Consider the following 25,167-nt stretch of genomic DNA (forward strand, 5'->3'; position numbering starts at 1 on the left):
CGTAAAACGAAAAATAAACTTTCAACAGGTGGACAATGGGTGAAAAACTTTTAATCGTCGAATCGCCGACCAAAGCACGGACGATCAGCAAGATGCTTGGCGGCGGTTATAAAATAATGGCTTCGATGGGACATGTCCGGGATTTGCCGGAGCGAACCTTCGGCGTCGATATCGAACACGACTTCGCGCCGCTCTACACCGACACGCCGCGCAGTAAAAAAATTGTCAGCGAACTGAAAAGCGCCGCCAAAAAGGCCGACGCCATCTATCTGGCTCCCGACCCCGACCGCGAAGGCGAAGCGATCGCCTGGCATTTGAGCGAAGTGCTCCGGCCCTCTTATAAAGGAGAATTCAAACGGGTCACTTTCCATGAGATCACCCGCAGCGCCATCAACCGCGCGCTGTCCGAGGAAGGCTCGATCAATATGAATCTGGTCGATGCTCAGCAGGCCCGCCGGGTGCTGGACCGCATCGTCGGTTATCAGGTCAGCCCGCTGCTGTGGTCGAAGATCGCCAAAGGCATCAGCGCCGGCCGGGTCCAGTCGGTGGCGTTGCGCCTCGTCGTCGAACGGGAGCGGCAGGTCCTCGCCTTCGTGCCGGAGGAATACTGGGTGGTCTCGGTCCGGCTGCGGACCGACCGCGGCGAGGAATTCGAGGCGCGCCTGTTCAAAATCAACCGGGAAGATTTCCGTATTCCCGATGAAAAAAGCGGTCTGGCGCTGCTGGATAATTTGTCCGGCAGCGACTTCGCCATTCAGAAAATCACCTCGAGCGACCGCAAACGCCAGCCGCAGCCGCCTTTTACGACCAGTACGCTGCAGCAGGCGGCCAACAACACCTTGCATTACTCGGCGACCAATACGATGCGTTATGCCCAGCAGTTGTATGAAGGCGTCGACCTCGGCGACGGCAGCATGGTCGGGCTGATCACCTACATGCGTACCGACTCGGTCAACATCGCCAAGGAAGCGCAGGATGCCTGCCTGGCTTATATCAAAACGACGTTCGGTGCCGATTACACGCCGGAGCGGCCGAACCGCTACAAGAGCAAATCGTCGGCCCAGGAAGCGCACGAAGCGATCCGTCCCACCGACGTCACCCGGACGCCGGAATCGTTGTCCAGCGTGCTGGAAGGACCGCAATTGAAGCTGTACACGTTGATCTGGAAGCGCTTTGTCGCCAGCCAGATGGCGCCGGCGCTGCAGCGGCAGATGGCGGTCGACGTCAATGCCGTCGGCCGGGACCGGACCGACTATCTCTTCCGCGCCAATGCCAGCATCACTCTGTTTCCGGGTTTCACCAGGCTATATGCCGATACCAGAAAAAGCGACGATGCCGCCGGAATCGAACTGTTCGGCAAGCTGCAGGAAGGCGAACGCTGCCAGCCGGTCGATTTCGCCCGGGAGCAGAAATTCACCGAGCCGCCGCCGCGCTATACCGAAGCGACGCTGATCAAGGAGCTGGAAGAAAACGGCATCGGCCGGCCGTCCACCTATGCGACGATTCTGCGCACCATTCAAAGCCGGGAGTACGTCAACCGGGATCAGGGCAAACTCATTCCGACCGAATTGGGTTTCCAAGTTTCCGATTTTCTGGTCGGGGTACTGCCGGAATTGTTCAAGGTCGATTTCACCTCCCACATGGAAACCGAACTGGATGAGATCGAGGCCGGCAGTTTGAAATGGACGGCGATGCTGCGGGAATTTTACAATCAATTCATTCCGTGGCTCAACCAGGCGAAAGTCGCCGGCGCGCCGGCCGCCGACCAGGTCAGCGGACTGCTCGAACGGCTGAGCCGAGTGGAGTTTCTGCCGCCGGAAAAACGCGGCAAACGCACTTATGACGACCGGAAATTCCTCAATTCGGTCAGCGGCAAATTCGAAACCGACCGGACCATTTCCGCCAAACAATTCCAATCGCTGCTGGAGCTGGCGGTCAAATACCGCCGGCAGATACCCGATCTGGAGCAGCTCGCCGGGCAGCAGGGCTTCGACGCCGAATTGATCGAAGCGATTGCCCGGCAGAGCGCCATGGCGCAAAAGCAACTGGACAGCGCGGTTTCCGACGACAAAGCGGCGGAATACCGGGAAATTTTCGAAGCGTTCCAGAACGTCAACTGGGAAGAGCCGCAGACCAGACGGGGACGGACTTATGACGACAAAAAGTTCTTCAACTCCCTGAAAAACCAGGCGGAATCCGGCAAAATGCTGTCGGAAAAACAGTTCGACGCCCTGCGGCGCCTCGCCGAAAAATACCGGGAACAGCTCGAAGCGCCGGAGCGCCTGACCCAGCTGCTGGCGCTGAAACCGGCCGACGCCGACGCCGCACCCGAACCGGCCGATGAAGAGTGCGCCGCCCTGATCCAGGGACTCGAAACGGTCTCCGCCTGGGCGGAGCCGACCACCAAAGGGCGCCGAACCTATGATGACAAGAGTTTCTTCCAGTCGCTGGCCGACCAATTCCACAAGGGGCGGAAGCTGAGCGACAAGCAACTGGCCGCTTTGAAAAAACTGGCCGGAAAATATTTGAAGTAACCGCCGCGTTCCTTTGTTTTGAGGGGCGCCGGCCGCCGGATCTTCCGCCGCAAACTGATTTGAGTTCTTCCAAGCCGGCTTGCGGCGGGACGCTGTTTTACCCCGTCTCGCCGGGGTTGAAAAGCGTCGTTTTCTCCGTAAATTCGCTGGCAACTTCCGCAAACGGTGATATAGTATGGGATAGCGTTATTCATTTCATTATTCAATAGTGACGAAGGAGCAACCACGATGGATATGTACAATTTCAGCGCCGGTCCGGCCATGCTGCCGCGCGAAGTGATGAAAAAAGCCCAGGAAGAATTCTGCAACTATCGGAATTCCGGCAGTGGAATCATGGAATTGTCGCACCGTGGTTCCCTCTTCACCGAAGTGATCGAGCGGGCCGAACAGAATATCCGCGACCTGATGAACATCAGCGACGATTACGCCGTCATCTTCGTCCAGGGCGGCGCCAGCATGCAGTTCTGCATGATTCCGATGAACCTGCTGCCAGCCGGCGCCACCGCCGATTACGCCGACACCGGCGTCTGGGGCGCCAAGGCGGCCAAGGAAGCCAAATTGTTCGGCAACGTCAATCTGGCCTGCAGCAGCAAAGAGACTAAATACGATCATATTCCGGCTTTCGGCGAATGGAAGCGGACTGCCGGCGCCGCCTATCTGCACATCACCAGCAACAATACGGTGGCCGGCACCCAGTATCATCAGTTCCCGGAAGTGATCGACGGCGTGCCGATGCTGGCGGACATGTCCAGCGACATCATGTCGCGCGTCATCAATGTCAACGATTTCGGCCTGATCTATGCCGGGGCGCAGAAGAACCTCGGTCCCAGCGGAATGGCGTTGGTCATCATCCGCAAGGATCTGGCGGAGCGGACGCCGGCAAACGTGCCGACCATGCTGCGTTACAATACCTATATCGAGAACAAGTCGCTGTTCAACACGCCGCCGACTTTCGCCATCTACATGCTGGCGCTGGTCACCGACCATTTCAAAGCGATGGGCGGCATCGGTGAAATCGAAAAGATCAACGACGCCAAAGCGGCAAAGCTCTATGACGTGCTGGATTCCTCCGATTACTACCGCAGCCCGGTGGCCAGGGACAGCCGTTCGAACATGAACGTCGTCTGGCGGATGCCGACCGAAGAACTGGAAGCCAAATTCATCAAGGAAGCGGCAGCCCAGGGGATGACCGGCCTCAAGGGGCACCGGCTGGTCGGCGGCTTGCGCGCCAGCATTTACAATGCGATGCCGATGTCCGGTATCGATAAGCTGATCGCCTTCATGCGCGATTTCGAAAAGAACAACGGTTAAGCGTTTTTTTCGGCACCGGCAGAGGGCGACCGTTCTGCCGGTATTTTTTTGCAAGGAGGAAGCCAATGTCCAGCGACACCGTCTCTTTACACGAAGCGGGATTTTACCGCCGGCAAACGGCGGAGCGGCTCGAATGCCTGCTTTGTCCGCGGCATTGCGTCATCCACGACAACAGCAGCGGTTTCTGCCGGGTGCGGGTCAATCACGGCGGCGTCCTGTATGCGCTGACCTACGGCTATCCGGTCGCACTGCACAATGACCCGATCGAGAAGAAGCCGCTGGCCCGTTTTCAGCCGGGCAGCCGCAGCTTTTCGATCGGCACTTTCGGCTGCAACATGGATTGCGCCTTCTGCCAGAACGACACGCTGTCGCACGGCACTTACAACGAACGCTTCCAGCCGAATTATATCGAGCCGCAGGCGATCGTCGAGCAGGCCTTCAAAGAGCGTTGCGCATCGATCGCCTTCACGTACAACGAACCGACCGTTTTCATCGAATATGCGATGGACATCGCCCGGCTGGCCCGGCGGCACAATTTGAAAACCGTGCTGGTATCCAACGGCTACATCACCCCGGCGGCGGCGCAGGAATTCTATCCGCTGATCGACGCGGCCAACATCGACGTCAAAGCGTTTTCCGAGCGATTTTACGAAGAGATGACCAACAGCCGGCTCGCCGTCGTCCTGGATGCCGTCGAATCGCTTTTCCGCCTCGGCATCCACCTGGAGCTGACCACGCTGGTCATTCCCGGCTACAATGACGCGCCGGAGGAAATCGACGCTTACCTGAACTGGGTGGAACGCCATTTGAGCTGCGAAGTGCCGCTCCATTTCAACGCGTTCCATCCGGCTTACAAGTGCCTGAACATTCCCCGGACGCCACGGGAAACCCTGGAATTGATTCGCGACCGCGCTGTCGAGCGCGGTTTCCGCGCCGTGTATCTCGGCAATATTTAAGCGCAGTCAAGGAGCAGACCGCCATGATCGACGATTCTATCGACTTTGATGTTCAAAAACTCAATGAAGCCGAATTGGCGGAGCTGATTGAGCATCACAACCAACTTTATTGGAGCCGCGGCGAACCGGAAATCAGCGACGAGCGTTACGATCAACTGCTGATGGCGCTGCGTCATTTCAATCCGCAGCATCCGCTGCTGGAGGCGGTCAACGCGCCGGCGGTGGCCAGCAGCGGCAAAGTGCACCATCCCCGGCCGATGCTCTCGCTCGACAAAGCCTATTCACTCGAAGAGGTGCTCGAGTGGGCCGGCAAATACGCCCGCTCCATGACCGAAGCCTTTCTGGTGGAACCGAAATATGACGGGATTTCCGCCCGTTACGCCGATGGCGTCCTGGCGACGCGCGGCGACGGTTTCGACGGTGAAAACATCTCCGACAAACTGCCGCTCATCGAGCTGGAAGCGCCGAATTATCGCGGGCCGCTCGACCGGCCGGCCCGCGGCGAAATCGTCATCCGCGACGACGATTTCCAACAGCTCTACTCCCGGATCGTCCGCAAAGGCGGCGGCCATTACAAAAATTCGCGCAATGCAGTAGCCGGCATCATGGGACTGAAGGACATTGCGCCGATGGAACAGCAGCAGGCCAAACTGACGCTGGTCGATTACGACCTGATCAGTTATTCGGTGACTTTTGCCGAACTGGCCGGCCGCTGGCCGGAGCTGCTGGCCGAAATCGAGGCCCTGCCCTACCCGATGGACGGCATCGTCATCAAACTGGCCGATCAGGAATACAGCGACTCGCTGGGCGACACCGCGCACCATCCGCGCGGCCAGATCGCCTTCAAATTCAGCGGCATCCGGCGCGAAAGCGTCATCCGCGCCATCGAATGGAGTTTCGGCAAGAACAATCTGACGCCGGTGGCGGAAATCGATCCGGTGGAAATCGGCGGCGTGACCATTCAGCGCGCCACACTGCACAATGTACAGAATATTCTCGATCACGATATCGAGGTCAACGACCAGGTCATCGTCGAACGGGCCGGCGACGTCATTCCCTATATCGTCAGCGCCACGCCCGGCGAAGGGCGTTACAGCAATATTCCGACCCATTGCCCCAGTTGCGGTGCGTTGCTGGAACGGCGCGGACCGGAATTGTGCTGCGTCAATCCGGACTGTTTCGAAAGCAACCTGCAGAAGCTGGCGGCGGCGGTCAAAAATATCGGCATCGAACAGTTGGGCGAGCCGACGCTGCGGAATATGATGACCCAACTCCACGTCCGCAAGCTCAGCGATATTTTCCGGCTGACCGCCAAGGAGCTGCTGCAGCTGGAGGCCTTCGGCCAGAAAAAAACCGAAAATCTGTTGAAAGAGATCGCCGCCGCCCGGCAGGTTCCGGATCATCAGTTGCTGGCGGCGCTGAACATCCCGAACGTCGGTCCGAACGTCGCCAAACTGCTGCTCGCCGATCATACGCTCGCCGAACTCGGTTCGATGGCGCTCGAAGAGCTGCAGGACATCGCCGGCATCGGTCCGGAACGCGCCAGGGCAATTCACCGCACTCTGCGCGACCAGGCCGGCTTCATCGCCGAACTGCTCGAATGCGTCACCGTCGTCCACGCCGGCAAGAGTGAAAACCGGCCGACCGTCTGTTTTACCGGCAAAATGCCGGAAAAACGCTCCTATTACGAGGATCTGGCCCGGCAGCACGGCCTGGCACCGGTCGATTCGGTCACCAGAGAGTTATCGCTGCTGGTAGCCGCCGATCCGGCCGCCGCCGGCGGTAAGCTGGCCAAAGCACGCAAACTGGATATCAAAATCGTCTCGCTGGAGGATTTTCTGGCGCGGCCGGAACAACCGGCAACGCCAATTGAAACGGAATCCCCGGTCCCGGCGGCCGAAGAGCCGGAACAACTCCGGTTCGGATTCTGAAAGCGGCAGAACCGGCGCGCAGGTTCGCCCCGGCGGCATGAAATGAAGCCGTCCCGCTCTGAATGCGGAACTGCATAACGCTTCTCGGCCGGACTCAATGCCGCCGGCGGCCGACGACGTCTTTCGACCGGCGGACCGCCCGCCATTTGACGATTGCCAGGCCAACGAAAGCAACCGCCCCGAAAACCAGCAAGGCCGGCGACAGGAACGTCATCAGCCCTTCCCGGGAAGCCAGACGGGTGAAAAAACGTCCGCTCTTCAATGCCTTGCGCCGCTGTTCTTCCGCCTGCACCTGCAAAGTCTGCCCCCGCCGTTGAAATTCCAGCCTGGACAACAACTTGGGTGACAGCAGATTCTCCGGTGTGGCAAACCAATCCGGCTGGAACCGCGGCATTTTTTCCAATTTGCCGCGTTCCGCTTCATAAATCAACTTGCCGGCCCGGTTGTAGTGCCGGCGGCAATACAGGATATTATCCTCCCGGCCGACCCAGAAATCCCGGATGAACGGACGCCGTTTGTTGAATTCACTGCCGGCATTTTCCACTTCATTAAGCGGAACTTGCGACATCGACGCCACCAGAATCGTATCATCCGGATCGGTCACCGTGATCCGGTAGCAGGGAATACTGCGGTAACTGTCCTCGGTTGCGGTAAATCGACAATCGTAAAATTCCGCCTTATTCAACGGCGTTTCCATCACTTCCGGCCGGGCCAGAATCAAAACCTCGTGAATAGCCGCGGCTACGCCGTCGATGATGCCGTACTGGCCGGAATCATTCTGAATGTAAGTCTCCTTCAAGTGCCCTTGCTCATAGAATTCCAGCCGCTGGCGCGTTTGACCATCCGGGTCAACTTGGCGAAAATATTTCGCCGTCAGCGCCGGATTGTGGAGATCCAGCCGCTCCACTTCGGCAATATAGGAAAATTGCGGCGAAACCGCAAAGGATTTCGCCAGCAGGGCCTTGCCGTCCGGCTCTCCGGCAGTTTCTCCCCGGCCGGCAGCCATCAGCAAAAGGACCGTCACCATGCCGCAAAATAATTTCAGCGTCCCGATCATATTTCCCCGCTCCGTCCTGTCAATCTAACGTTTGATCATCACATACCAATCCACGCCGCGGGCAACCACCTGTCCATCTTCGCCGTTATAGCGAAAGACGACATCCCGGCAAACCCCGTCAAGAGTCGTCTGTAATGTATAGAGGTTCGGAGGTATTTCCAAAGATTCCTCCTTTTCAGCGCCTTTCATATATATCTGGCTGTCCGCTTTATCTCCTCGCCACAACGAAACACAAAAACCAAAATGATCCCGTATCTTTATAGGGGAAGAATTCGTCACATCCGACAAAGATATACTCATCGGCAGAGTATACTCCGCTCTTTCTGCAACCAACGTTAAATACGGCTTACCTAAAGTAAGGTCCTCCCATCCAGAACACCATTTATTTTCAGATTCGTTCCCCACTGGATAATAGTATAGGCCAACGCTCATACCAATACCAGCAATTAAAGCAAGAATAAATCCAAGCCATAGTTTTGAATTTTTTATGAATTTCATTCAGCTATCCTGAAACGAATAAGTAATACTATTTTTTACAAAACAAAAAACATGTATTTCAACAACTCACTCAATATTATGAGTTGTACATGGAATATATTTCGGCTCTGGCCAGCGGCGTTCACAAGCATATGTCGATTTGATTGTTTGAGGTGCTCCAACCTTATTGCCCTTTTCATCATACTCTTGTCTATATCTATAAACAACAACTACTTCTCTTTCCAAAAAGTTTGAGTAAGATCCATAACCAGTTTTATTATGAGGAGAAAAATCTAATCCAGGCACACTAACAGGCTCCTGATAAACCTGCTGCCAAGTATTAGGACCAATCAAACGCCAATGTAACTGAATTGCCATATCTTCAATGCTTGTTGCAAAAGAAACGCTTTTATTTACCGTGTAGTGCGGATATCCACACCGACAATAAGCAATATCGCTCATCGCCCTTTTGACTACTTCAAGCTCACCATCAAATTCTCTAAAATAATGTCCATTCTCCGCAAATACGCCAAAACAACCTGCACACCAGATAATCAGAATGAGCAAACCAGAAAATTGCTTTTTCATAAAAGCCCCCCTTTTTTTAATCAGTTAACAAAATGGACAACGATAACTAGAAAATATATCAACATATATTTCTATTTTCATTTTTAAAAAGGGAATCATGAATTAATATTTTATAGAACGATAGCATTTTACTTTAAATTTGTCAAGTATATTATTTTCAATTATACAATATTTTTAATATTTTTTTAATTTACAGATAAATCTCCAAACCAGACACAATTTTCCGCAGCCCGTCTTATCCCAAGCCGCCCGTCGTCAGCCTTATTGGGTATAACTGTTACCGGCTTAATTAAGTTTGCCGACTAAAATCGAAACAAATATTTTACGGACAGTTCCCGGCAACTAGATTTTGAATTCCAGCCGGTAACGCAACGGCGAAAGCAACCGGTGCTTCTTGAACCAGCGGGAAAAATAAAATTCATCCTGAAAACCGCATTGCCCGGCAATCGAACGAATCTGTTCATCGCTGTGCAGCAACAGCTCGGCGGCCCGCATCAGTCGGCATTCCTGCAAATATTGTCCCGGCGAATCGCCGTGGCATTCCCGGAAAACGCGCCGGAAATGCGAATAGGAAACCGCCAGACGTTGCGCCTCCCGCTCGAAGTTCCAGTCAAGTTCCGGCCGGCGGCGAATGGCGGCGGCCAGTTGATTCAATGCCGCCAGCAGATGACAATTCACCTGGATATGCCTGACCGGCTGTTCCCGGAGCTGCAGCAGCAAATCCTCCAGCAGCAGCACTGAGCGGGCATAGCGCGACGCGCCACGGGCAAGACAGCCCTGCAATTGAAGCATCGCCGCATAAAAGCGTTCGGAATTGACGACCGGAATCAATCGGCCCGGCGGCTCCGGCGGCAACAGCCCGGAGGCGAGATAACGTTCGACGCGCGGTCCGGAAAAACAGACGAAAACATGGTGCCGCGTCTCCCCCGGCAGCGGGCCGTAATTGAATTTGGCTCCCGGCATCGACAGGAACGCCGCCGGCCCTTCGAACATGGTTTCCGGGCCCTCGCCGACCCGCAACCGCAACCGGCCGGCGTGGGTATACTGGATGCCGTAATAGCCTTCGAAAAAACGGTCGACGACCGATTGACCGCAATTTTCAATATTGCCGTAAGTGATGAATTTGACGCCGTCAAAATAGTTCATGATCAAAAAATCTATTTTTTTGCCCGGAAACTCTATGTTTAAACGAATTGAAATATCATATATTATAAGCAAAGATTACCATTTCAACAGCGAAAGCGAGGTATTTGTGATGAAAATCGGCGTGGCAGACTACGGCATGACCGTCTGGGACGGCGGCCTATACGACATTGAGCAGCGGCTGGATATGCTCAAGGCGATCGGTTTCGACGGCACGGAACGGCTTGAAGTCATCGATGCAGCCGACGCAATTTACAAGGCGGCCCGCTACCGCAAGCGCGGCATGGATTTTGCGACCTGCCGCAGCTTAAATGTGCAAACCGGCCTGGAATTCAGTGCGGCACTCGGCTGCCGCTACATCTGGCTGACCAACGGAGAAAACGGCCGGGATACCGATTGGGATGTTTTCTGCCGGCGGGCGGAGGCGTTGATTCGCTGCAGTTCCGCCTACGGCCTGCGTGCCGCCATCCACAACCACCTCGGACAGCGGGTCCAGAATCAGGCGGAATTAATCGATTTCCTCGAACGCTGTCCGCAGGCCGGATTGCTGCTCGACGTCGGCCATCTGCTCGGCGCCGGCGGCGATTGCCTGGAAATCATCCGTCGTTACGCCGACCGGCTGGTCGCCGTACATTTCAAAGACATTTTCCTCAAAGATGCGTCCATCGGCCTGGAAAGCTGGACGGAGCGCCTGCGTTTCACCGAACTGGGCGGCGGCAATGCCGGACTCGATTTCCAACCGATCGCCGACGAATTGCGCCGGGCCGGCTTCGACGGCTGGGTTTTCATCGAACAGGACACCCACAACGCCGATATGGCACGCGAACTGCAAATCAGCTTCAACTATCTGAAAACTCTGGGATTGGCGAACTGAATCATGAAAAACAAAATCAAAGTCGGCCTCTGGGGACTCGGCCGCGCCGGCTGGAACATGCACTGCGAAGAAATTGCCAAATTCAACGACGAATTCGAACTGGTCGCCGGCTGCGACCTGCTGCCGGACCGCTGCCGGGAATTCGAAGAGCGTTACCGGCGACCGGCTTATCCCGCTGAACAGGCATTTCTGAACGACAGCGAAATTGAACTGGTGTCGATCGCCACCTATTCGCAGGATCACGTCAAAGACACCCGGCTGGCGCTGGAACACGGCAAGCTGGTTTTTCTGGAAAAACCGGTCGCCCTTTCAGTTGCCGAAGGCGAGGAGCTCCGCCGGCTCGACCGGCAGTATCCGAACCGTCTGTTCATCCGCCAGAACCGCCGGTTCGAAGCGGCCTTCCAGCACGTGCTGGAAATCATGCGCCGCGGCATTCTCGGCAACGTTTATGAAATCAAACTGTGCCGGCACAACTTCATGCGCCGCGACGACTGGCAGACGCTGGTCAATTGCGGCGGCGGTCAGTTGAACAACTGGGGACCGCACCTGATCGACCACGGCTTGCGCTTTCTGGAGTCGCCGTGTGTCGAAATCCACAGTGATTTGAAATTGATCGCCGCTTGCGGCGACGCCGAGGATCATCTCAAAATTCTGCTGAAAGGAGCCAATGGGCGGGTCATCGACATTGAAATTTCCGGCGGCGTCGCCATCCCCGGCGATGTTTACCAGGTTTACGGCACCCGCGGCACGCTGGTCAGCCGCGACGAAAAGGAACTCGTGCTCAAATATCTCGATCCGGCGGTGACACTGCCCGCCCTCCGGCCGCATGCCGGCAGCCCGGCGCGCAACAGCGGCTACGGCAATCCCGGTGAATTGAAATGGCTCGAAGAGACCATCCCCACCCGGCCGTCCAACGGGTACGATATGTCGGACATCTATCATTATCTTTATCTGGCGCTTCGGGAAAATCAACCGTTCCCGGTCACCCTGGAGGAAGCACTGGAAGTGGTCCGCGTCACCGCCGAAGTCAAACGGCAATCCGCCGTCGAAAGGATGCGCTGAATGTATTACAGCGGATTTGCCGATGAGGCCGCCCGGGATATCGCCGGCCAGATCGCCGTCACCCGCCGGCTGGGCTGGACGGCGATTGAAGCCCGGCGCCTCAACGGCCGGAACATCACCGAAATCGACGAGGCTGAATTCGACGCGGTCGAAGCGGCGCTCGCCGCCGCCGGCGTCACGATCAACTGTTTCGGCAGCGAGGTGGCGAATTGGAACAGCGACCCGTTCAAGGAAACGGATTTCGAACGTTCGCTGGCGATGCTGCGCCGGGCGGCGGTACGGATGAAGCGGCTCGGCACCCGGTTGTTGCGCGGCATGAGTTTCGCCATGCAGAAAACCCGCGATCCGTTCGATCCGGCAGTGGAGCGGCAGGTGTTCGCCAAGGTGCGCAAACTGGTCGATTTCTGCGAAGCGCACGATCTGGTCTATCTGCACGAAAACTGCATGAACTACGGCGGACAGTCGCATGAGCACGCTTTGAAACTTTTCGACGCGATCGACTCGCCGCATTTTCAACTGCTGTTCGATACCGGCAACCCGGTTTTCACGCCGCGACGGCTCGGTTCGCCGCCCTATCCGCGGCAATCCAGTTGGGAATTTTATACCGGCATCCGTGATTTCATCGGTTATGTCCATATCAAGGACTGCCGCTTCGTCGCCGACACCGACGGTCTTTTTCCCGTGGCCGAATTCACCTTCCCGGGCGAAGGCGATGGTGAAATCGAACGAATCGTCGCCGACCTGCTGGCGCGCGGTTATGACGGCTGCTTTTCGATCGAGCCGCATCTGGCCGGCGTCTTCCACCAGACGGCCGACGGCCGGAACAATGACGAGGCGGCCGCCCTCTATGTCGCCTACGGCAAAAAACTGATGGAATTGATCGACCGGGTGAAATCATGAACCGTTTATTCGATTTAGCCGACAAAGTCGTCGTCCTGACCGGCGCCGGCGGGGTACTCGCCGGCGCGCTCGTCGATTATCTGCTGGAGCAGCGCGTCCGGCTCGTCGCGCTGGTGCGCCGGCCGGCAACGCTGGAACGGCTGCGAAACCGTTATCCCGATCTCGAGCTCGAACTGGCCGATGTATTGGATGGAGAGGCATTGTCGCGCAGTTGCGACCGGCTGCTCGACCGCTACGGCCGGCTCGACGGGCTGATCAACGCCGCCGGCGGCAATCAGCCCGGCGCGGTCATCCGGCCGGACCAGACGATTTTCGATGTCGATTTAGCGGCTTACGATTCGGTGTTGAAACTCAATCTGCAGGGAACGCTGCTGCCGACGAAAATTTTTGTCAAGGCGATGCTGGCCGCCGGCAAAGGCAGTATCGTCAACTTCTCCAGCATGGCGGCCTCCCAGCCGTTAAGTCAGGTACTCGGCTACGGCAACGCCAAAGCGGCGGTCGACAATTTGACCCGCGCGCTGGCAGTCGAACTGGCCGCCAAGTTCGGTTCCGCCATCCGGGTCAACGCGATTGCGCCGGGGTTTTTCATCGGCAACCAGAACCGGACGCTGCTGCTCAACGACGACGGCAGCTATACCGACCGCGGCCGCAGGGTCATCGCCAAAACCCCGCTGGGCCGGTTCGGCGAAGCCGGTGAAATCTGCGGCTGCGTCCATTATCTGCTCAGCGACGCCGCTTCGTTCGTCACCGGCGCCATCCTTCCGGTCGACGGCGGCTTTTCCGCCAGCGCCGGCGTCTGAACGCCGTCTTTCATCAACTTCAGGAGATCAGCCAAATTGTTCATGACCGAATCTTTCCGCTGGTACGGACCGGATGACCCGGTTCCGCTGGCCGCCATTCGTCAAACCGGCGCCAAAGGCGTCGTCAGCGCACTCCACGAGCTGCCGTACGGCGCCGTCTGGCCGCTGGAACAAATCGAAAACCGCCGGCAGCAAATCGCCCGGCACGGCCTGATTTGGAATGTCGTCGAAAGCTTGCCGGTCCACGAGGATATCAAAGCGGGCCGCGGCAATCTTGCCGGATTGTTCGACTGCTACCGGCAATCAATCCGCCATCTCGGTCGCTGCGGCATCCGGGTCATCACCTATAATTTCATGCCGGTACTCGACTGGGTTCGCACCGATCTGGCCTATCGGCTGCCGGACGGTTCGCAGACGCTGTTCTACCACCATCGCGAATTCGCCGCATTCGAACTGTTCCTGCTGCGGCGGCCGAATGCCGAAGCGGACTACAGCGAAGCGGAATTTCAGGCGGCCAAACGCTATTTCGAGCAACTGACCGGCGACCAGCAACAGCAGTTGGCGGCGAATATCGTCGATCATCTGCCCGGCTGGCGCGGTACGACGCTGGAGGAGGTCCGGGCGAAATTGCGGCGCTGTCAAACGCTCGACCGCGCCGGGCTGCAAGCCAATCTGCAACGCTTTCTTGAATCGGTCATTCCGGCGGCCGAAGAAGCCGGTTGCACGCTGGTCATCCATCCCGACGATCCGCCCCGCCCGATTCTCGGGCTGCCGCGCATCTGCGGCAACGGCGAGGATATCGCCGCCATCCTGGCCATGGTCGACTCGCCGGCCAACGCGCTTTGCTTCTGCGCCGGCAGCCTGAGTGCCAATCCAGCCAACGATGTTGCCGCTTTATTCCGCCGTTTTGCCGATCGCGTCGGCTTTCTGCACCTGCGCAGCACCCGGACTGACGCTGAAGGCAATTTCTACGAGGCCAATCACCTGGAAGGCAATGTCGATATGTTCGCATTGGTCAAAGCGGTCGTCGCCGAACAATTGCGCCGCCGCCGGGCCGGGCGCGATGACTGGCGCATCCCGTTCCGGCCGGATCACGGCCACGTCATGCTCGACGACCTGGCGAAACCGCCCTGCCCCAATCCCGGTTACAGCGTCATCGGCCGGATGAAGGGGCTGGCCGAATTGCGCGGACTGGAATTCGGCATCGTCAAAGCCCTCTATCCGGAAGCAATTCCTTATCTGGACTGAAAGGCGACTTTCCGCCATGCGATTCCGCCGGCCGGTCAATCGGAACCCGCCGTTGGTTGGCCGTTTGCTTTTTCTTCACTGCCGGATTAAATTAAAGCTGAAGAGAGTAATTAAAACCGGAAGGAGAAAAGATGAAAACATTCATTTCCGCATTGCTGCTGGCCACCGCCGCCGGCGGGCCGCTGCTGGCGACTCAACCGCAAATAACCAAATTCAAACTGGTGCCGGACGAATCGGCGGCGGCTTTTTATGACGGGACGGTGGAATATGCCAGAACGGCGGTCATTTCATTCGAGTCGCCGGGCCATTTGACTTTCGTCGCCCCGGTGGGCCGTTACGTTGTCGGAGAAGTGCTCGACTCCGACGGCAATATCGTCGCGCCCGGCGGTTTGCTGGCGCAGCAGGATCTGAAAATTCCTCAAGCCGATGTCGATATCGCCGAAGTGATGCTCAAACGGGCCGACGCGGTATTGGAGGACAGCGAATTGAACTATAAACGCGACAAGGACCTGGCGGAAAAAAGTGCGGTCAGCATCCGGGAATTCCAGGAAACGCAGATGCTCTACACGACGGCGATCCGGGACAAGAGCAAAGCGGAATTGGAACTGGAGCGGGCCAAGCGCGTTCTCGAAACCTGCACCCGCTATTCGCCCTTCAACGCGGTCGTGACGGAAACCTATCTGTCGGTGGGCGGTTCGGCCGATACCGGCGATCCGGTCCTGAAGATCAGCATGATCGACCCGATCCGGGTCCGATTCAGTCTGCCGCCGGAAGCCCGTCTCAAGCTCAATGACGCCGCCCGCATTCTGGTTTATCCTGTCGGCACGGACGAGCCGGCCGTCGGCTGGCTGGAACAACCGGTGCTCTCCACTTCGGCGATGTTCTGCTACGTCGACAATCCGCGCAGCGCCGGATATGTGCTGATGCCGGACGGGACGCAACTGCCTTCGGTCGACGCCCTCAACCCGGTGCGCGCCATCGCGGCCAAACAAGCCGCCGCCCCGCTGTGGGCGGCCGAAGAAACGGTACATCATGATGACAAAGGCCATTTCGTCTGGCGTTTGAATCCGCCGGAACCGCAGCCGGACGGACGGACGGACGGTTCCGAGGTCTTCACGCTGGAGCGGGTGGAGGTCGAATTGGCCGATTTGCAAATAAGGTATGGTTACATGCTGCTGCGCGGGTTAAAAGCCGGATCCGCGTTGAAGGACGGCGATCTGCTGGCCGGCGATGTACCGGAGGATGCCGTCAGCGGCACCACGGTGATTTATCGCCAGAAATTCCATCCTTTCCAAGTCGGGGACAAGGTGAAAGTCCGACTGGACGAAGCGCAAAACGCCCATAAATTTTCCATCCCGGCCGCCGCACTGCATAAAAACCAGGACAACGCCGGCAGGTACGTTATGGTCGAACAACAGGGTACTCCCCGGCAAATTCCGGTCACCGTGCTCGGCTGGGAACGCCAGAACGCCTGGATATTCTCTCCCGATTTGACCGTCGGGATGGAATTGCTGCTGGAGTCCCGGCCGTAAACGTTCTGCGGCGCTTCACCGCCGGTAAAGAAGGCGGCGGTACCGTCAAAAACTTCCGCCGGCGCACCAGGAAAAAGCGGTGAAAACCGTCTGGACGAAGCGGCCGACCACCCAACCTGTCACGCCTCAAGCCTGCAGGTCATCGGCCGAATCACCGGCAGTGGCGGCGTCCTGCTCCAACTGCCGCAGCAACAGCTCTGCCGGGGTCAGATATTTTTTCCGGTTATTGCACTCCTTGCAACAGGCCACCACATTGCCGCGCGTCGATTTGCCGCCGCGCACCACCGGGACGATATGGTCCATCGTCAACGCTTCCGGCGGGAATTTCCGGCGGCAATAGTAACAGACACCGCGCGCCAACTGCTCCTTCCACCAGTTCGACTGCCGCAATTCGCGCGCCTTGCGGCGCTCCCTGGCGATGTGCTTTTCATCGCGGTCGATCTCAATCCACTCGCTCATTGTTCATGTCGTCCTTCTCTGTCAACGCCGGCCGAACCGCCGTTCCAGTTCGGCATAGGTCAACGCAATCATCGTCGGCCGGCCGTGCGGGCAGACATCCGGCCGCTCGCAGCAATTCAACTGCCGCAGCAGCGCTTCCATCTCTTCCCGGGTCAACCGGTCGTGCGCCTTCACCGCCGCCTTGCAGGCCGCCCGGGCGATCCCTTCCATCACCGAACGCCGGTTCAACGTGCCGTTCGTCGTCAAATCACCAAACAAATCGGCCAGAAAGCTCTTGGCGTCCACCTGCCCCAGCACCGCCGGCAGCGCATTGACCATCACCGTATTGCTGCTCAGTTCATCCAGTTCGAAGCCCAGTTCGGCAAAATAACCTCGATTTTTCATCAAAAACGCCGTCGCCTGCCGTCCCAATTCCACCGGAATCGGCAGCAGCAGCCGTTGGGAAGCAGCCTGACGCTCAGCGTTCTGGCGCAACAATTTCTCGAACAGGACCCGTTCGTGCGCCGCATGCTGATCGATGATCAGCAGCGTCCGCTGCCGGGTCGCCAGCAGATAGGTGTCATCGACCGCACCGATGATATGATACTCCTCCGCCGGATCGTCCGCCGTTTTGAAATTGACCGGACAATACGGCTCGCCGGGCGGCTCCGGCTCCGGTTCCGCCGTCGGTTTCAAGGCGACCGCCAGCGGCGTCGGCGGCCGGTCGGTCAACAGCGACAAACTGGTCGGTTCCGGCGACACCAGCGGTTCGGGCGGCAAATAATCGTCGTGCAACGGCAGCGGCTGCTGCTCCGGCGCATCCACTTCGTAGCCGATTTCGGCAGCCTGAACCACCGCATGCATCGGAATCTGGCCGTTGAGTTCCATCTGCGGCATCGGCGCATTGCCCAACGCGCTGCGCACCGCCGCAGTGATCACCCGGCTGACGACGTAATCCCGCCGGAAACGGATCTCCCGCTTGGCGGGATGGACGTTGATATCGAATTCTCCGGCATCCAGACGCAGAAACAGCAAAGCCGGTGCGAAACGGTTGCGGTCCGCCAGCGTATCGTAGCCGTCGCGCAAAGCCCGGTATACCGCCGGCGCGTCGACCGGACGGCCGTTGACAAACGTCCGCTGTTCGCGGCGCGAACTGCGGGTCACCCCCGGCATCGCGACAAAGCCGGTGACCGCAATGCCGTCCTGGCTGTAGGCCACCGGCAGCATCTGCTCGACATAACTGCGGCCGAAGAAACTTTGCAGCCGGGTCCGGATATCGGCATCGCCGGGCGAATTGAAAATCGGCCGCTGGTCCATCGTCAGCTCGAAAGCGACCCCGGGATGCGCCAGCGCCGCAGTCAACACCACCTCCTGGATATAGCTGTCCTCGGTGGCCGGACTGCGCAAAAATTTGCGGCGGGCCGGCGTGTTGAAAAATAAATCGCGAACCCGAAACTCGGTCCCGGCCGCACAGCCGACCGGGGCGGAATGGATGATTTTACCGCCCTGGACCTCCACTTCCGTCCCGTAGGGGTCTTCTTTCCGGCGGGTTTTCAACCGGAAGCGCGACACCGAAGCGATGCTCGGCAACGCTTCGCCGCGAAACCCGAGCGTCTGAATGCGTTCGATGTCGGCGGCGGTTCTGATCTTGCTGGTGCCGTGCACCTCCAGGCAAAGCAGCGCATCGTCGCTGTCCATGCCGCAGCCGTCGTCGGTCACCGCAATCAATTTCGTCCCGGCCTTTTCAGTCACCACGGCAATATGCGCCGCGCCGGCGTCAATCGCGTTTTCAAGCAATTCCTTGACGACCGAAGCCGGCCGCTCGATCACCTCGCCGGCCGCGATCCGGTTGCTGATTTCATCGGGCAGGATCTGAATCTGGCTCATCGGAGTCTTCCGGTTGTTCGGCGGACTGTCCCGAGGGACCCTCGCCGGTTGCCGGCGCCGGCTCCACGCCAGCGCCATCGTTATCGTCATCGGGTTCCGGCATCTCCCGGACCGGCGCCGAAGTATTTTCCATCAGGGCGTCCAACGTCCAGGTCGTGTTGTCGTTCTGCTTGCGGCCGCGCAATTCGGCCAGCAACCGCTGAAATTCCGGCTCGTTCCGGATGGAATCGAAGCAGGAATCCTCCGCCACCGTCACTGCCCGCTCTCCCAGCGTCCAGCTCGCCATCCGGAAAAAAGAGAGTGCTTTTTCCTTGTCCTTCAACAAAGCGTAGGTGCCGGCCAGGTTCAAAGCGATCACCGGCGACTCCGGATCGCCGCGCAGCGCCAGATTCAGCTCCCGTACCGCTTCCTCGTATTTGCCCTGCCTGGCCAGCGCCTGGCCGAGATTGTTCAGCGCCGCCGGGTTGCGCGGCTCCAGCTTGACCAGCCGCCGGAAATAGGATTCCGCCTCCGGATATTTGCCCTGGGTGTAGCAGATATTGCCCATCATCGCCAGCGCCTGGGTGTTGTCCGGATCGAAAACCAGCACCGTGCTCAACTGCCCGGCCGCCGCCACCAGGTCGGAACGCCGCATGAAAAAGACCGCCCGCGACACCATTTGCTGCAACTCCTGCTGGTCCGGCGCCTTCAACGGCACCCCGGGCTCGGCGGTCCGGGTCCGGCTGCCGAGCAGCGTACCGGAGTGCGGCCAGTAGGCGTATTCCTCCGGCCCGTTCAAATAATAGACCAGCACGATGGTCAGGATGACGATCACCACCAGCACCAGCAACAACGCCGTCAACTGACGGCTGAGAAATTTAACCTTCAGCAGAGACATAATGACACCGGCAGCCATGTTCCAAACCTACTTCCATCCATTCCGGCCGCTCCTCGCAGCAGCGCTGCTGCTCCGCGGCAGTGCGAGTTTCCGACAGCGCACAGCGGCCGCAGAACCGGCAGCCCGGCGGATAATTCGCCGGACTCGGCACATGTCCCGGAATCGTCTCCAAGCGCTGTCCGGCCTCGCCCAGCCGCGGCACGGCATTCAGCAAAGCCTGCGTGTACGGGTGGCGGGGACGGGCCAGCAATTCGGCCGTCGCCGCCGCTTCGACCAGTGTCCCGCCGTACATCACCGCCACCTGGTCGGCCAACTCGGCGACGATGCCCAGATTGTGGGTGACCAGAATGATCGACATCTGTCTCTCCCGGCGCAACTGGTCGAGCAAATCGAGAATCTGCGCCTGGATCGTCACATCCAGCGCCGTCGTCGGTTCGTCAGCCACCAGCAGCGTCGGATTGCTGGCCAGCGCCATCGCGATCATCACCCGCTGCTGCATGCCGCCGGACAATTCGTGCGGAAAGGCTTCGATGCGCCGTTCCGGCGCCGGAATGCCGACCTGCTTCAACAGCCGGATAATTTCGGTTCGAAAGTCCTTCACCTCCGGACGATGCAACTGAATCGCCTCAGCGATCTGGTCGCCCACTTTGAAGACCGGATTGAGCGATACCGACGGCTCCTGGAAGATATAGGCGATGCCGCCGCCGCGGATCCGGCGCAATTCGGCCTCCGACGCCGTCAGCGTATTGCAGCGCCGCGAAGCACCCTGGAAAAAAATCTCGCCATCGTACCGCGCCAGATGCGGCGGCAGCAGCCGGGTCAGGGCCAGACAACTGACACTTTTGCCGCAGCCGCTCTCGCCGACCAGCGCCAGGATTTCACCGGCGCCAACCGAGAAACTGAGGTCACTGACGACCGGCAGGCTTTTGCCATCCGCTTTAAAATCAATGGAAAGCCGTTTTACTTCAAGAACTTTCATCCATTTTCCCGTAATCGCATTAACAATAATATTTCTGAATATACACCGGTAAATCGCAATATTCCAGAATCAAAAGACAAAAAGTCGCCTCCCCGGTTGCGTCCGCCCCGGCCGACAGCGACGATTTTTGGCCATTTTCCCTTTGCCGCTTCTGCGGGAGAAGATTTTTTCGGCGCTTTTCCTGCCGATTTGCAATTTGAATTGTGGAAATGGCCGCGAAGCGCTTTATATTAAAAATCGAAAAGCAAGGCAAAAAATTCAACAGAAATTAAGGTTCACGATCTCTATGGAAAAAGTCTTTGTTACCGGACGGGGGTTGATTACTCCGCTTGGCAACGGCAAAGCGGAAAATGAAGCAAGTCTCCGCTGCGGCAAAAGCGGCCTTGTCCATATTCCCGACTGGGCCGAGCTCAATTTGGATTGTACGGTCGCCGGCAAGGCCGCGCCGTTTGAAGTTCATCCGCTGCTGGACCGCAAGCGGCTGCGCTTCTGTCCGCCCGGAGCGGTGATGTCGGTCAACGCGGTGGCCGAGGCGCTGGCCGAAGCCGGAATTGCCCTCGAGGAAATTCCGGCATTGCGCATCGCCGTCGTCGCCGGAGTCGCCGGCAGCTACTTTTATGAAATTTTCTCCAATGCCAATGCCTACAACAATTCCAGGCGCATTCGCGATGTGTCGCCTTATGTCGTACCCCGGGTCATGCCTTCTTCGGTCGTCTCGAATTTGTCGCTGGTCTTCGGCTGTCACGGCGAAACCTATGACGTCAGCGCCGCCTGCGCCAGCGGCGCGCTGGCCGTCATCGTCGCCACCCGCCTCATCCGTTCCGGCGAATACGACATCGTCATCGCCGGCGGGTCAGAACAGCTCGACTGGGTGGAATGCCTCGGTTTTTGCGCCATCAAGGCGTTGAGCAAACATTTCAACGCGACGCCGGAACGGGCCAGCCGGCCGTTCGACCGCGACCGCGACGGTTTCGTTCTGGCCGAGGGGGCCGGTTACGTCGTCCTCGAATCGGCCGGCAGCGTCAAGCGCCGCGGCGTCCGGCCGATCACCGAAATCGCCGGCATCGCCGCCAACAGCAACGCTTCCGACATGGTCGTGCCCGACCGGGCCGCCAGCGAACAGGTCATGCTGCAGGCGATCCACCAGGCCGGCCTCAAGCCGCAGGATATCGGCTATGTGAATACCCACGGCACCGCCACTCCAGTCGGCGACCCGATCGAAATGGCGGCGTTGAAAAACGTCTTCGGCAGCCGTATCGCCATCAATTCGACGAAATCGCAAACCGGCCACATGATCGGCGCCACCGGCGCCGTGGAGATCATCTTCACGTCGCTGATGCTGGAAAAGCATTTCCTCTCCCCGTCGATCAATCTGGAGCAGCCGGACGACAATTTCGACTGGGCGGATCTGGTGCGCGCCCCGCGCGAAGGCGTCGCCATCCGCCACGCGCTCAGCAACAGCTTCGCGTTCGGCGGTTCCAACGCCTGCGTCATTTTAAGCGATTGCGGCAATTAGCATGCCGGATGTCATCGTTTCGCCGGGCGCCAGAGCCAAACTGCCGCCGTGGCTGCGGATCGGAATCGCCACCGGCGGCGGACGCGGCGAAACCAATGCGCTGCTGGCCGAATTAAAACTCAATACGGTCTGCTCCAGCGCCCGCTGTCCCAATCTGGGCGAATGTTTTCACCGCCGCAACGCCACGTTTCTGATCCTCGGCGACGCCTGTACGCGCAATTGCCGTTTCTGCGCGGTGCCGCATGCCACGCATCCGGCTCCGCCGGATCCGGCGGAGCCGGAACGCATCGCCGAAGCGGTCCGCCGGCTGAACCTGCAGTATGTCGTCATCACCTGCGTCACCCGCGACGATCTGCCGGACGGCGGCGCCGGACACTTCGTCCGGGTCATCGAAGCCATCCGCGACGCGGTGCCGGCCGCCGGCATTGAAGTCCTGACCAGTGATTTTCAGGGCGATCTCGCCGCGCTGCGAACCGTATTGGCAGCCCGGCCGAATGTTTTCAACCACAACATCGAAACGGTCGAGCGGCTCTCCGCCGCCATCCGCGGCCGTGCCGGTTACCGGCGTTCGCTGATGGTGCTGCGGGAAGCCACCCGGCTGGCCGACGGCGCCGGGCCGGTCAAATCCGGCTTGATGGTCGGCCTCGGCGAAACCGATGACGAAGTAACCGCCACCTTGCATGACCTGCGCGCTTCCGGCGTGACCTTGCTGACCATCGGCCAGTATCTGCCGCCGAGTTCCTCGCACTGGCCGCTGGCGCGTTACGTCGCTCCGGAAAAATTCATTCAATGGAAAAATCTGGCGCTGCAACTCGGTTTCCGGGCCGTCGCCGCCGCGCCGCTGGTGCGCAGCTCCTACCGGGCCGGCGAACTGGCGGCCACACCTTGACGTCCGGCCGCCGGCCAACCGAAAGCTCACAGGGGGACTACGAAATTCCATGGAAAATACGTTACAGCTTGATGACAACGCAAAAATCTTCCTGTATTGCGGCATCGGCCTTTACATTCTGGTGATCGTTTTCATCGGCTACATTGCCGGCAAACGGGTCAAGGGCATGGGAGACTTCCTGGTGGCCGGCCGCCGTCTGCCGCTGTGGATGGCGACCGCGACGCTGCTGGCCACCTGGTTCGGCGCCGGTTCCAGCATGGGCGTCGCCAGCACGGTTTATTCCGACGGCATCGGCGGCGTCATCGCCGACCCGTTCGCAGCGGCGCTCAGTCTGATCCTGGCCGGTATTTTCATCGTCGGCAAGCTGCGCCATCTGCGTCTGCTCACCGTCACCGAAATCATTGAGCGGAAATACGGCAAATGGGCAGGCGTCTACGCCTCCTGCTGGCTGATTCCGGTTTACATCGGCTGGCTGGGCGCCCAGGTGCTCGGCATCGGCACTATCCTGAAGATGCTGTTCGATCTGCCGATTTCCTATGGCACCCTGATCGGCGCCGGCCTGGTGCTCGGCTATACGATTGCCGGCGGCATGTGGGCGGTAACCCTGACCGACGTCGTCCAGGTCAGTTTGATCATCCTCGGGCTGCTGATGATCGTACCCGGCGCCATCGAACAGGCCGGCGGCTTCGACACCATTTTCGCCGGCGTGCCGGAGGCGCATTTGTCGCTGCTGCCGCACTGCTCTTCCTTCCAGGATTGGATTTACTACATCGGCCAATGGTGCATCATGGGCCTGGGCTGCATGGTCGGCCAGGATTTGATTCAGCGGTCGCTCTCCAGCCGGACGGAAAAAATCGCCACCGTCAGCGCCATCCTGGCCGGCGTCGGTTACCTCGGCATCGCCGTCGTGCCGCTGACCATCGGCTTCGCCGCCCGGCTGGTGCTGCCGGAACTGCAGGACACCAACATGCTGCTGCCGCTGATGGCCGGCAGAGTGCTCCATCCGATCGTTTTCACCATTTTCCTCAGCGCTTTGCTGTCGGCAATCATGAGTTCGGCCGACAGTTCGCTGCTGGCGGCCTCTTCGCTGATCACCAACAATATCATCCGGCCGTTCCGGCCGCATTTGAACGAACGCGACCTGCTGCAGCTGACCCGGGTGTTCACGCTGATGGTGACGATCGTCGCGCTGCTGGCGGCCTTGCAGGTGCAGAGCATCTATTCGCTGATGATCAACTGCTGGGCCTCCCAACTGGTCATCGTCTTTCTGCCGGTCGTCGCGGCCCTGTACCTGAAAAAAGCCGGGCCGCGCAATTGCTGGAGCGGCATGCTGGCGGCGACGGCGGTCTGGTTCGGCGCCCTGTTCTATCTGCTGACCTTCACCGCCGACGGCATCGTGCCGCCGCTGCGCTGGGCGATGAGTGACCGGGTGATGACCATCGCATCGATGTACGGTTTTCTGGCCGGCGTATTCGGGTTCCTGGCCAGTTATCTGGTGGATCGCTGGAGCAAACATATTTCTAGTCCGGAGTTGGAAGCAAATGAATAAAATTCTCCCGTCGGCCGACCTCAACGCGGCAGTTGCCGCCTGCCGGGACGCCTTGATGACGCCCGGCGCGGTCGTCCTGGTGCCGACCGAAACGGTCTACGGCTTGATTTGCCGCTGGGACGACCAGGCGGCAATCGACCGCATCTACGAATTGAAAGACCGCGACCGCAGCAAACTGTTGGCGATGTTCGCGCGCGATTGCCGGATGGCGCAGCAATACGGTCTGTTGCCGAATCCGCGCCTCGAACGGCTGGTCCGGCATTTCTGTCCGGGACCGTTGACGGTCATCGGCCGAACCGCCGCCGGCGGTACCTTGGGGCTCCGTTTCCCCGACCATCCGCTGATTCTGGCGCTGTTGCGGGAAATCGATTTCCCGCTGGCGTCGACCAGCGCCAACCGGTCGGGCCGGCCGAATGCGCTGACCGTGGAACAGGCGCTTGAAGAGCTGACCGGCGACGTGACGCTGGCCGTCGACGGCGGACCGATCGCCGCCGACGCGTTGGCCTCGACCGTCGTCAGCCTGGTCGACGGCTGCAAGATCCTGCGGCCCGGACCGATCGCCGAAGCGGAACTGGCCAAAGTCCTGGCGGAAGCTTCCGCCGGCTCCATCGAACGATAA

The 25,167-nt window shown here is 59.0% G+C and carries 22 protein-coding genes; 14 read left to right on the forward strand and 8 right to left on the reverse strand.

All coding sequences use genetic code 11. From position 1 onward, the window contains the following. Nucleotides 1-35 precede the first annotated feature (35 nt). The 4 genes from topA to HWX74_RS00420 all read left to right on the forward strand — a co-directional run bounded on the left by topA (nucleotide 36) and on the right by HWX74_RS00420 (nucleotide 6,732). Nucleotides 36-2,534, forward strand: a complete 2,499-nt coding sequence (gene topA, locus HWX74_RS00405) for a type I DNA topoisomerase (RefSeq protein WP_176011641.1) — start codon at nucleotides 36-38, stop codon at nucleotides 2,532-2,534. Nucleotides 2,535-2,762: 228 nt separating this feature from the next. Further along, nucleotides 2,763-3,845 carry a 3-phosphoserine/phosphohydroxythreonine transaminase gene (gene serC / locus HWX74_RS00410; protein WP_176011642.1) on the forward strand — a complete coding sequence of 361 codons (1,083 nt, stop codon included), beginning with the start codon at nucleotides 2,763-2,765 and terminating at the stop codon, nucleotides 3,843-3,845. 65 nt (nucleotides 3,846-3,910) lie between these two features. Continuing rightward, nucleotides 3,911-4,801 (forward strand): AmmeMemoRadiSam system radical SAM enzyme, encoded by an 891-nt coding sequence (gene amrS, locus HWX74_RS00415; protein WP_176011643.1) that lies wholly within the window; start codon nucleotides 3,911-3,913, stop codon nucleotides 4,799-4,801. 23 nt (nucleotides 4,802-4,824) lie between these two features. Then, entirely contained in the window at nucleotides 4,825-6,732 is a 1,908-nt protein-coding gene (locus HWX74_RS00420; protein WP_176011644.1) for a helix-hairpin-helix domain-containing protein, read from the forward strand. Between the two features lie 94 nt (nucleotides 6,733-6,826). On the opposite strand, the gene HWX74_RS00425 is transcribed toward HWX74_RS00420, so the two are convergent. From HWX74_RS00425 to HWX74_RS00440, 4 genes are all read right to left on the reverse strand, one after another. Continuing rightward, nucleotides 6,827-7,789, reverse strand: a complete 963-nt coding sequence (locus HWX74_RS00425) for a hypothetical protein (protein ID WP_176011645.1) — start codon at nucleotides 7,787-7,789, stop codon at nucleotides 6,827-6,829. Nucleotides 7,790-7,813: 24 nt separating this feature from the next. Then, nucleotides 7,814-8,287 (reverse strand): hypothetical protein, encoded by a 474-nt coding sequence (locus tag HWX74_RS00430; protein WP_176011646.1) that lies wholly within the window; start codon nucleotides 8,285-8,287, stop codon nucleotides 7,814-7,816. A 66-nt stretch (nucleotides 8,288-8,353) separates the two neighbouring features. After that, nucleotides 8,354-8,854, reverse strand: a complete 501-nt coding sequence (locus HWX74_RS00435) for a hypothetical protein (RefSeq protein WP_176011647.1) — start codon at nucleotides 8,852-8,854, stop codon at nucleotides 8,354-8,356. A 342-nt stretch (nucleotides 8,855-9,196) separates the two neighbouring features. After that, a complete protein-coding gene (locus tag HWX74_RS00440) occupies nucleotides 9,197-10,000 on the reverse strand; it encodes a helix-turn-helix transcriptional regulator (protein WP_176011648.1) in 804 nt (267 codons plus the stop codon). Between the two features lie 34 nt (nucleotides 10,001-10,034). On the opposite strand from HWX74_RS00440, the gene HWX74_RS00445 reads away from it, so the two are divergent. The 6 genes from HWX74_RS00445 to HWX74_RS00470 all read left to right on the forward strand — a co-directional run bounded on the left by HWX74_RS00445 (nucleotide 10,035) and on the right by HWX74_RS00470 (nucleotide 16,413). Next, the gene (locus HWX74_RS00445; RefSeq protein WP_176011649.1) at nucleotides 10,035-10,871 is read left to right on the forward strand and encodes a sugar phosphate isomerase/epimerase; all 837 of its coding nucleotides are present in this window, start codon (nucleotides 10,035-10,037) and stop codon (nucleotides 10,869-10,871) included. A gap of 3 nt (nucleotides 10,872-10,874) precedes the next feature. Then, entirely contained in the window at nucleotides 10,875-11,933 is a 1,059-nt protein-coding gene (locus HWX74_RS00450; protein WP_176011650.1) for a Gfo/Idh/MocA family protein, read from the forward strand. Beyond that, the gene (locus HWX74_RS00455) at nucleotides 11,934-12,833 is read left to right on the forward strand and encodes a sugar phosphate isomerase/epimerase (RefSeq protein ID WP_176011651.1); all 900 of its coding nucleotides are present in this window, start codon (nucleotides 11,934-11,936) and stop codon (nucleotides 12,831-12,833) included. Further along, nucleotides 12,830-13,633: an SDR family oxidoreductase gene (locus HWX74_RS00460; RefSeq protein WP_176011652.1), complete on the forward strand. Its 804-nt coding sequence runs from the start codon at nucleotides 12,830-12,832 to the stop codon at nucleotides 13,631-13,633. Before HWX74_RS00455 ends, HWX74_RS00460 begins: the two co-directional genes overlap by 4 nt. Nucleotides 13,634-13,675: 42 nt before the next feature. Continuing rightward, nucleotides 13,676-14,881, forward strand: coding sequence for a mannonate dehydratase (gene uxuA / locus HWX74_RS00465; protein WP_176014511.1), 1,206 nt, complete (start codon nucleotides 13,676-13,678; stop codon nucleotides 14,879-14,881). A 131-nt stretch (nucleotides 14,882-15,012) separates the two neighbouring features. Then, nucleotides 15,013-16,413 (forward strand): efflux RND transporter periplasmic adaptor subunit, encoded by a 1,401-nt coding sequence (locus HWX74_RS00470; protein ID WP_176011653.1) that lies wholly within the window; start codon nucleotides 15,013-15,015, stop codon nucleotides 16,411-16,413. Between the two features lie 126 nt (nucleotides 16,414-16,539). On the opposite strand, the gene HWX74_RS00475 is transcribed toward HWX74_RS00470, so the two are convergent. Genes HWX74_RS00475 through HWX74_RS00490 form a run of 4 tightly spaced genes read right to left on the reverse strand, consistent with a single transcriptional unit; the run spans nucleotide 16,540 to nucleotide 20,594 of the window. Continuing rightward, nucleotides 16,540-16,872: an HNH endonuclease gene (locus tag HWX74_RS00475; RefSeq protein WP_176011654.1), complete on the reverse strand. Its 333-nt coding sequence runs from the start codon at nucleotides 16,870-16,872 to the stop codon at nucleotides 16,540-16,542. Nucleotides 16,873-16,893: 21 nt separating this feature from the next. Then, a complete protein-coding gene (gene mutL / locus HWX74_RS00480; protein WP_176011655.1) occupies nucleotides 16,894-18,738 on the reverse strand; it encodes a DNA mismatch repair endonuclease MutL in 1,845 nt (614 codons plus the stop codon). Then, on the reverse strand, nucleotides 18,710-19,615 hold the full coding sequence (locus HWX74_RS00485; protein ID WP_176011656.1) for a M48 family metallopeptidase: 906 nt from the start codon (nucleotides 19,613-19,615) through the stop codon (nucleotides 18,710-18,712). Before HWX74_RS00485 ends, mutL begins: the two co-directional genes overlap by 29 nt. After that, complete coding sequence (locus tag HWX74_RS00490) at nucleotides 19,596-20,594, reverse strand: ABC transporter ATP-binding protein (protein ID WP_176011657.1); 999 nt, start codon at nucleotides 20,592-20,594, stop codon at nucleotides 19,596-19,598. The genes HWX74_RS00485 and HWX74_RS00490 overlap by 20 nt, the downstream gene beginning before the upstream one ends. A 286-nt stretch (nucleotides 20,595-20,880) precedes the next feature. On the opposite strand from HWX74_RS00490, the gene HWX74_RS00495 reads away from it, so the two are divergent. The 4 genes from HWX74_RS00495 to HWX74_RS00510 are packed head-to-tail and all read left to right on the forward strand — an operon-like array spanning nucleotide 20,881 to nucleotide 25,167. Next, nucleotides 20,881-22,110: a beta-ketoacyl synthase gene (locus tag HWX74_RS00495; RefSeq protein WP_176011658.1), complete on the forward strand. Its 1,230-nt coding sequence runs from the start codon at nucleotides 20,881-20,883 to the stop codon at nucleotides 22,108-22,110. Nucleotide 22,111: 1 nt separating this feature from the next. Further along, nucleotides 22,112-22,999, forward strand: a complete 888-nt coding sequence (lipA, locus tag HWX74_RS00500; RefSeq protein WP_176011659.1) for a lipoyl synthase — start codon at nucleotides 22,112-22,114, stop codon at nucleotides 22,997-22,999. A gap of 49 nt (nucleotides 23,000-23,048) precedes the next feature. Then, nucleotides 23,049-24,548, forward strand: coding sequence for a sodium:solute symporter family protein (locus HWX74_RS00505; protein WP_176011660.1), 1,500 nt, complete (start codon nucleotides 23,049-23,051; stop codon nucleotides 24,546-24,548). Continuing rightward, on the forward strand, nucleotides 24,541-25,167 hold the full coding sequence (locus HWX74_RS00510; protein WP_176011661.1) for an L-threonylcarbamoyladenylate synthase: 627 nt from the start codon (nucleotides 24,541-24,543) through the stop codon (nucleotides 25,165-25,167). Before HWX74_RS00505 ends, HWX74_RS00510 begins: the two co-directional genes overlap by 8 nt.

Origin of the sequence: Victivallis sp. Marseille-Q1083 (assembly GCF_903645315.1) — a bacterium.
In the GTDB taxonomy this organism is placed as follows: domain Bacteria; phylum Verrucomicrobiota; class Lentisphaeria; order Victivallales; family Victivallaceae; genus UMGS1518.

Bases quoted from the DNA above. Each gene is read 5' to 3' on its own strand.
- topA (WP_176011641.1), top strand. From the start codon at position 36: ATGGGTGAAAAACTTTTAATCGTCGAATCGCCGACCAAAGCACGGACG.
- serC (WP_176011642.1), top strand. From the start codon at position 2,763: ATGGATATGTACAATTTCAGCGCCGGTCCGGCCATGCTGCCGCGCGAA.
- amrS (WP_176011643.1), top strand. From the start codon at position 3,911: ATGTCCAGCGACACCGTCTCTTTACACGAAGCGGGATTTTACCGCCGG.
- HWX74_RS00420 (WP_176011644.1), top strand. From the start codon at position 4,825: ATGATCGACGATTCTATCGACTTTGATGTTCAAAAACTCAATGAAGCC.
- HWX74_RS00425 (WP_176011645.1), bottom strand. From the start codon at position 7,789: ATGATCGGGACGCTGAAATTATTTTGCGGCATGGTGACGGTCCTTTTG.
- HWX74_RS00430 (WP_176011646.1), bottom strand. From the start codon at position 8,287: ATGAAATTCATAAAAAATTCAAAACTATGGCTTGGATTTATTCTTGCT.
- HWX74_RS00435 (WP_176011647.1), bottom strand. From the start codon at position 8,854: ATGAAAAAGCAATTTTCTGGTTTGCTCATTCTGATTATCTGGTGTGCA.
- HWX74_RS00440 (WP_176011648.1), bottom strand. From the start codon at position 10,000: ATGAACTATTTTGACGGCGTCAAATTCATCACTTACGGCAATATTGAA.
- HWX74_RS00445 (WP_176011649.1), top strand. From the start codon at position 10,035: ATGTTTAAACGAATTGAAATATCATATATTATAAGCAAAGATTACCAT.
- HWX74_RS00450 (WP_176011650.1), top strand. From the start codon at position 10,875: ATGAAAAACAAAATCAAAGTCGGCCTCTGGGGACTCGGCCGCGCCGGC.
- HWX74_RS00455 (WP_176011651.1), top strand. From the start codon at position 11,934: ATGTATTACAGCGGATTTGCCGATGAGGCCGCCCGGGATATCGCCGGC.
- HWX74_RS00460 (WP_176011652.1), top strand. From the start codon at position 12,830: ATGAACCGTTTATTCGATTTAGCCGACAAAGTCGTCGTCCTGACCGGC.
- uxuA (WP_176014511.1), top strand. From the start codon at position 13,676: ATGACCGAATCTTTCCGCTGGTACGGACCGGATGACCCGGTTCCGCTG.
- HWX74_RS00470 (WP_176011653.1), top strand. From the start codon at position 15,013: ATGAAAACATTCATTTCCGCATTGCTGCTGGCCACCGCCGCCGGCGGG.
- HWX74_RS00475 (WP_176011654.1), bottom strand. From the start codon at position 16,872: ATGAGCGAGTGGATTGAGATCGACCGCGATGAAAAGCACATCGCCAGG.
- mutL (WP_176011655.1), bottom strand. From the start codon at position 18,738: ATGAGCCAGATTCAGATCCTGCCCGATGAAATCAGCAACCGGATCGCG.
- HWX74_RS00485 (WP_176011656.1), bottom strand. From the start codon at position 19,615: ATGTCTCTGCTGAAGGTTAAATTTCTCAGCCGTCAGTTGACGGCGTTG.
- HWX74_RS00490 (WP_176011657.1), bottom strand. From the start codon at position 20,594: ATGAAAGTTCTTGAAGTAAAACGGCTTTCCATTGATTTTAAAGCGGAT.
- HWX74_RS00495 (WP_176011658.1), top strand. From the start codon at position 20,881: ATGGAAAAAGTCTTTGTTACCGGACGGGGGTTGATTACTCCGCTTGGC.
- lipA (WP_176011659.1), top strand. From the start codon at position 22,112: ATGCCGGATGTCATCGTTTCGCCGGGCGCCAGAGCCAAACTGCCGCCG.
- HWX74_RS00505 (WP_176011660.1), top strand. From the start codon at position 23,049: ATGGAAAATACGTTACAGCTTGATGACAACGCAAAAATCTTCCTGTAT.
- HWX74_RS00510 (WP_176011661.1), top strand. From the start codon at position 24,541: ATGAATAAAATTCTCCCGTCGGCCGACCTCAACGCGGCAGTTGCCGCC.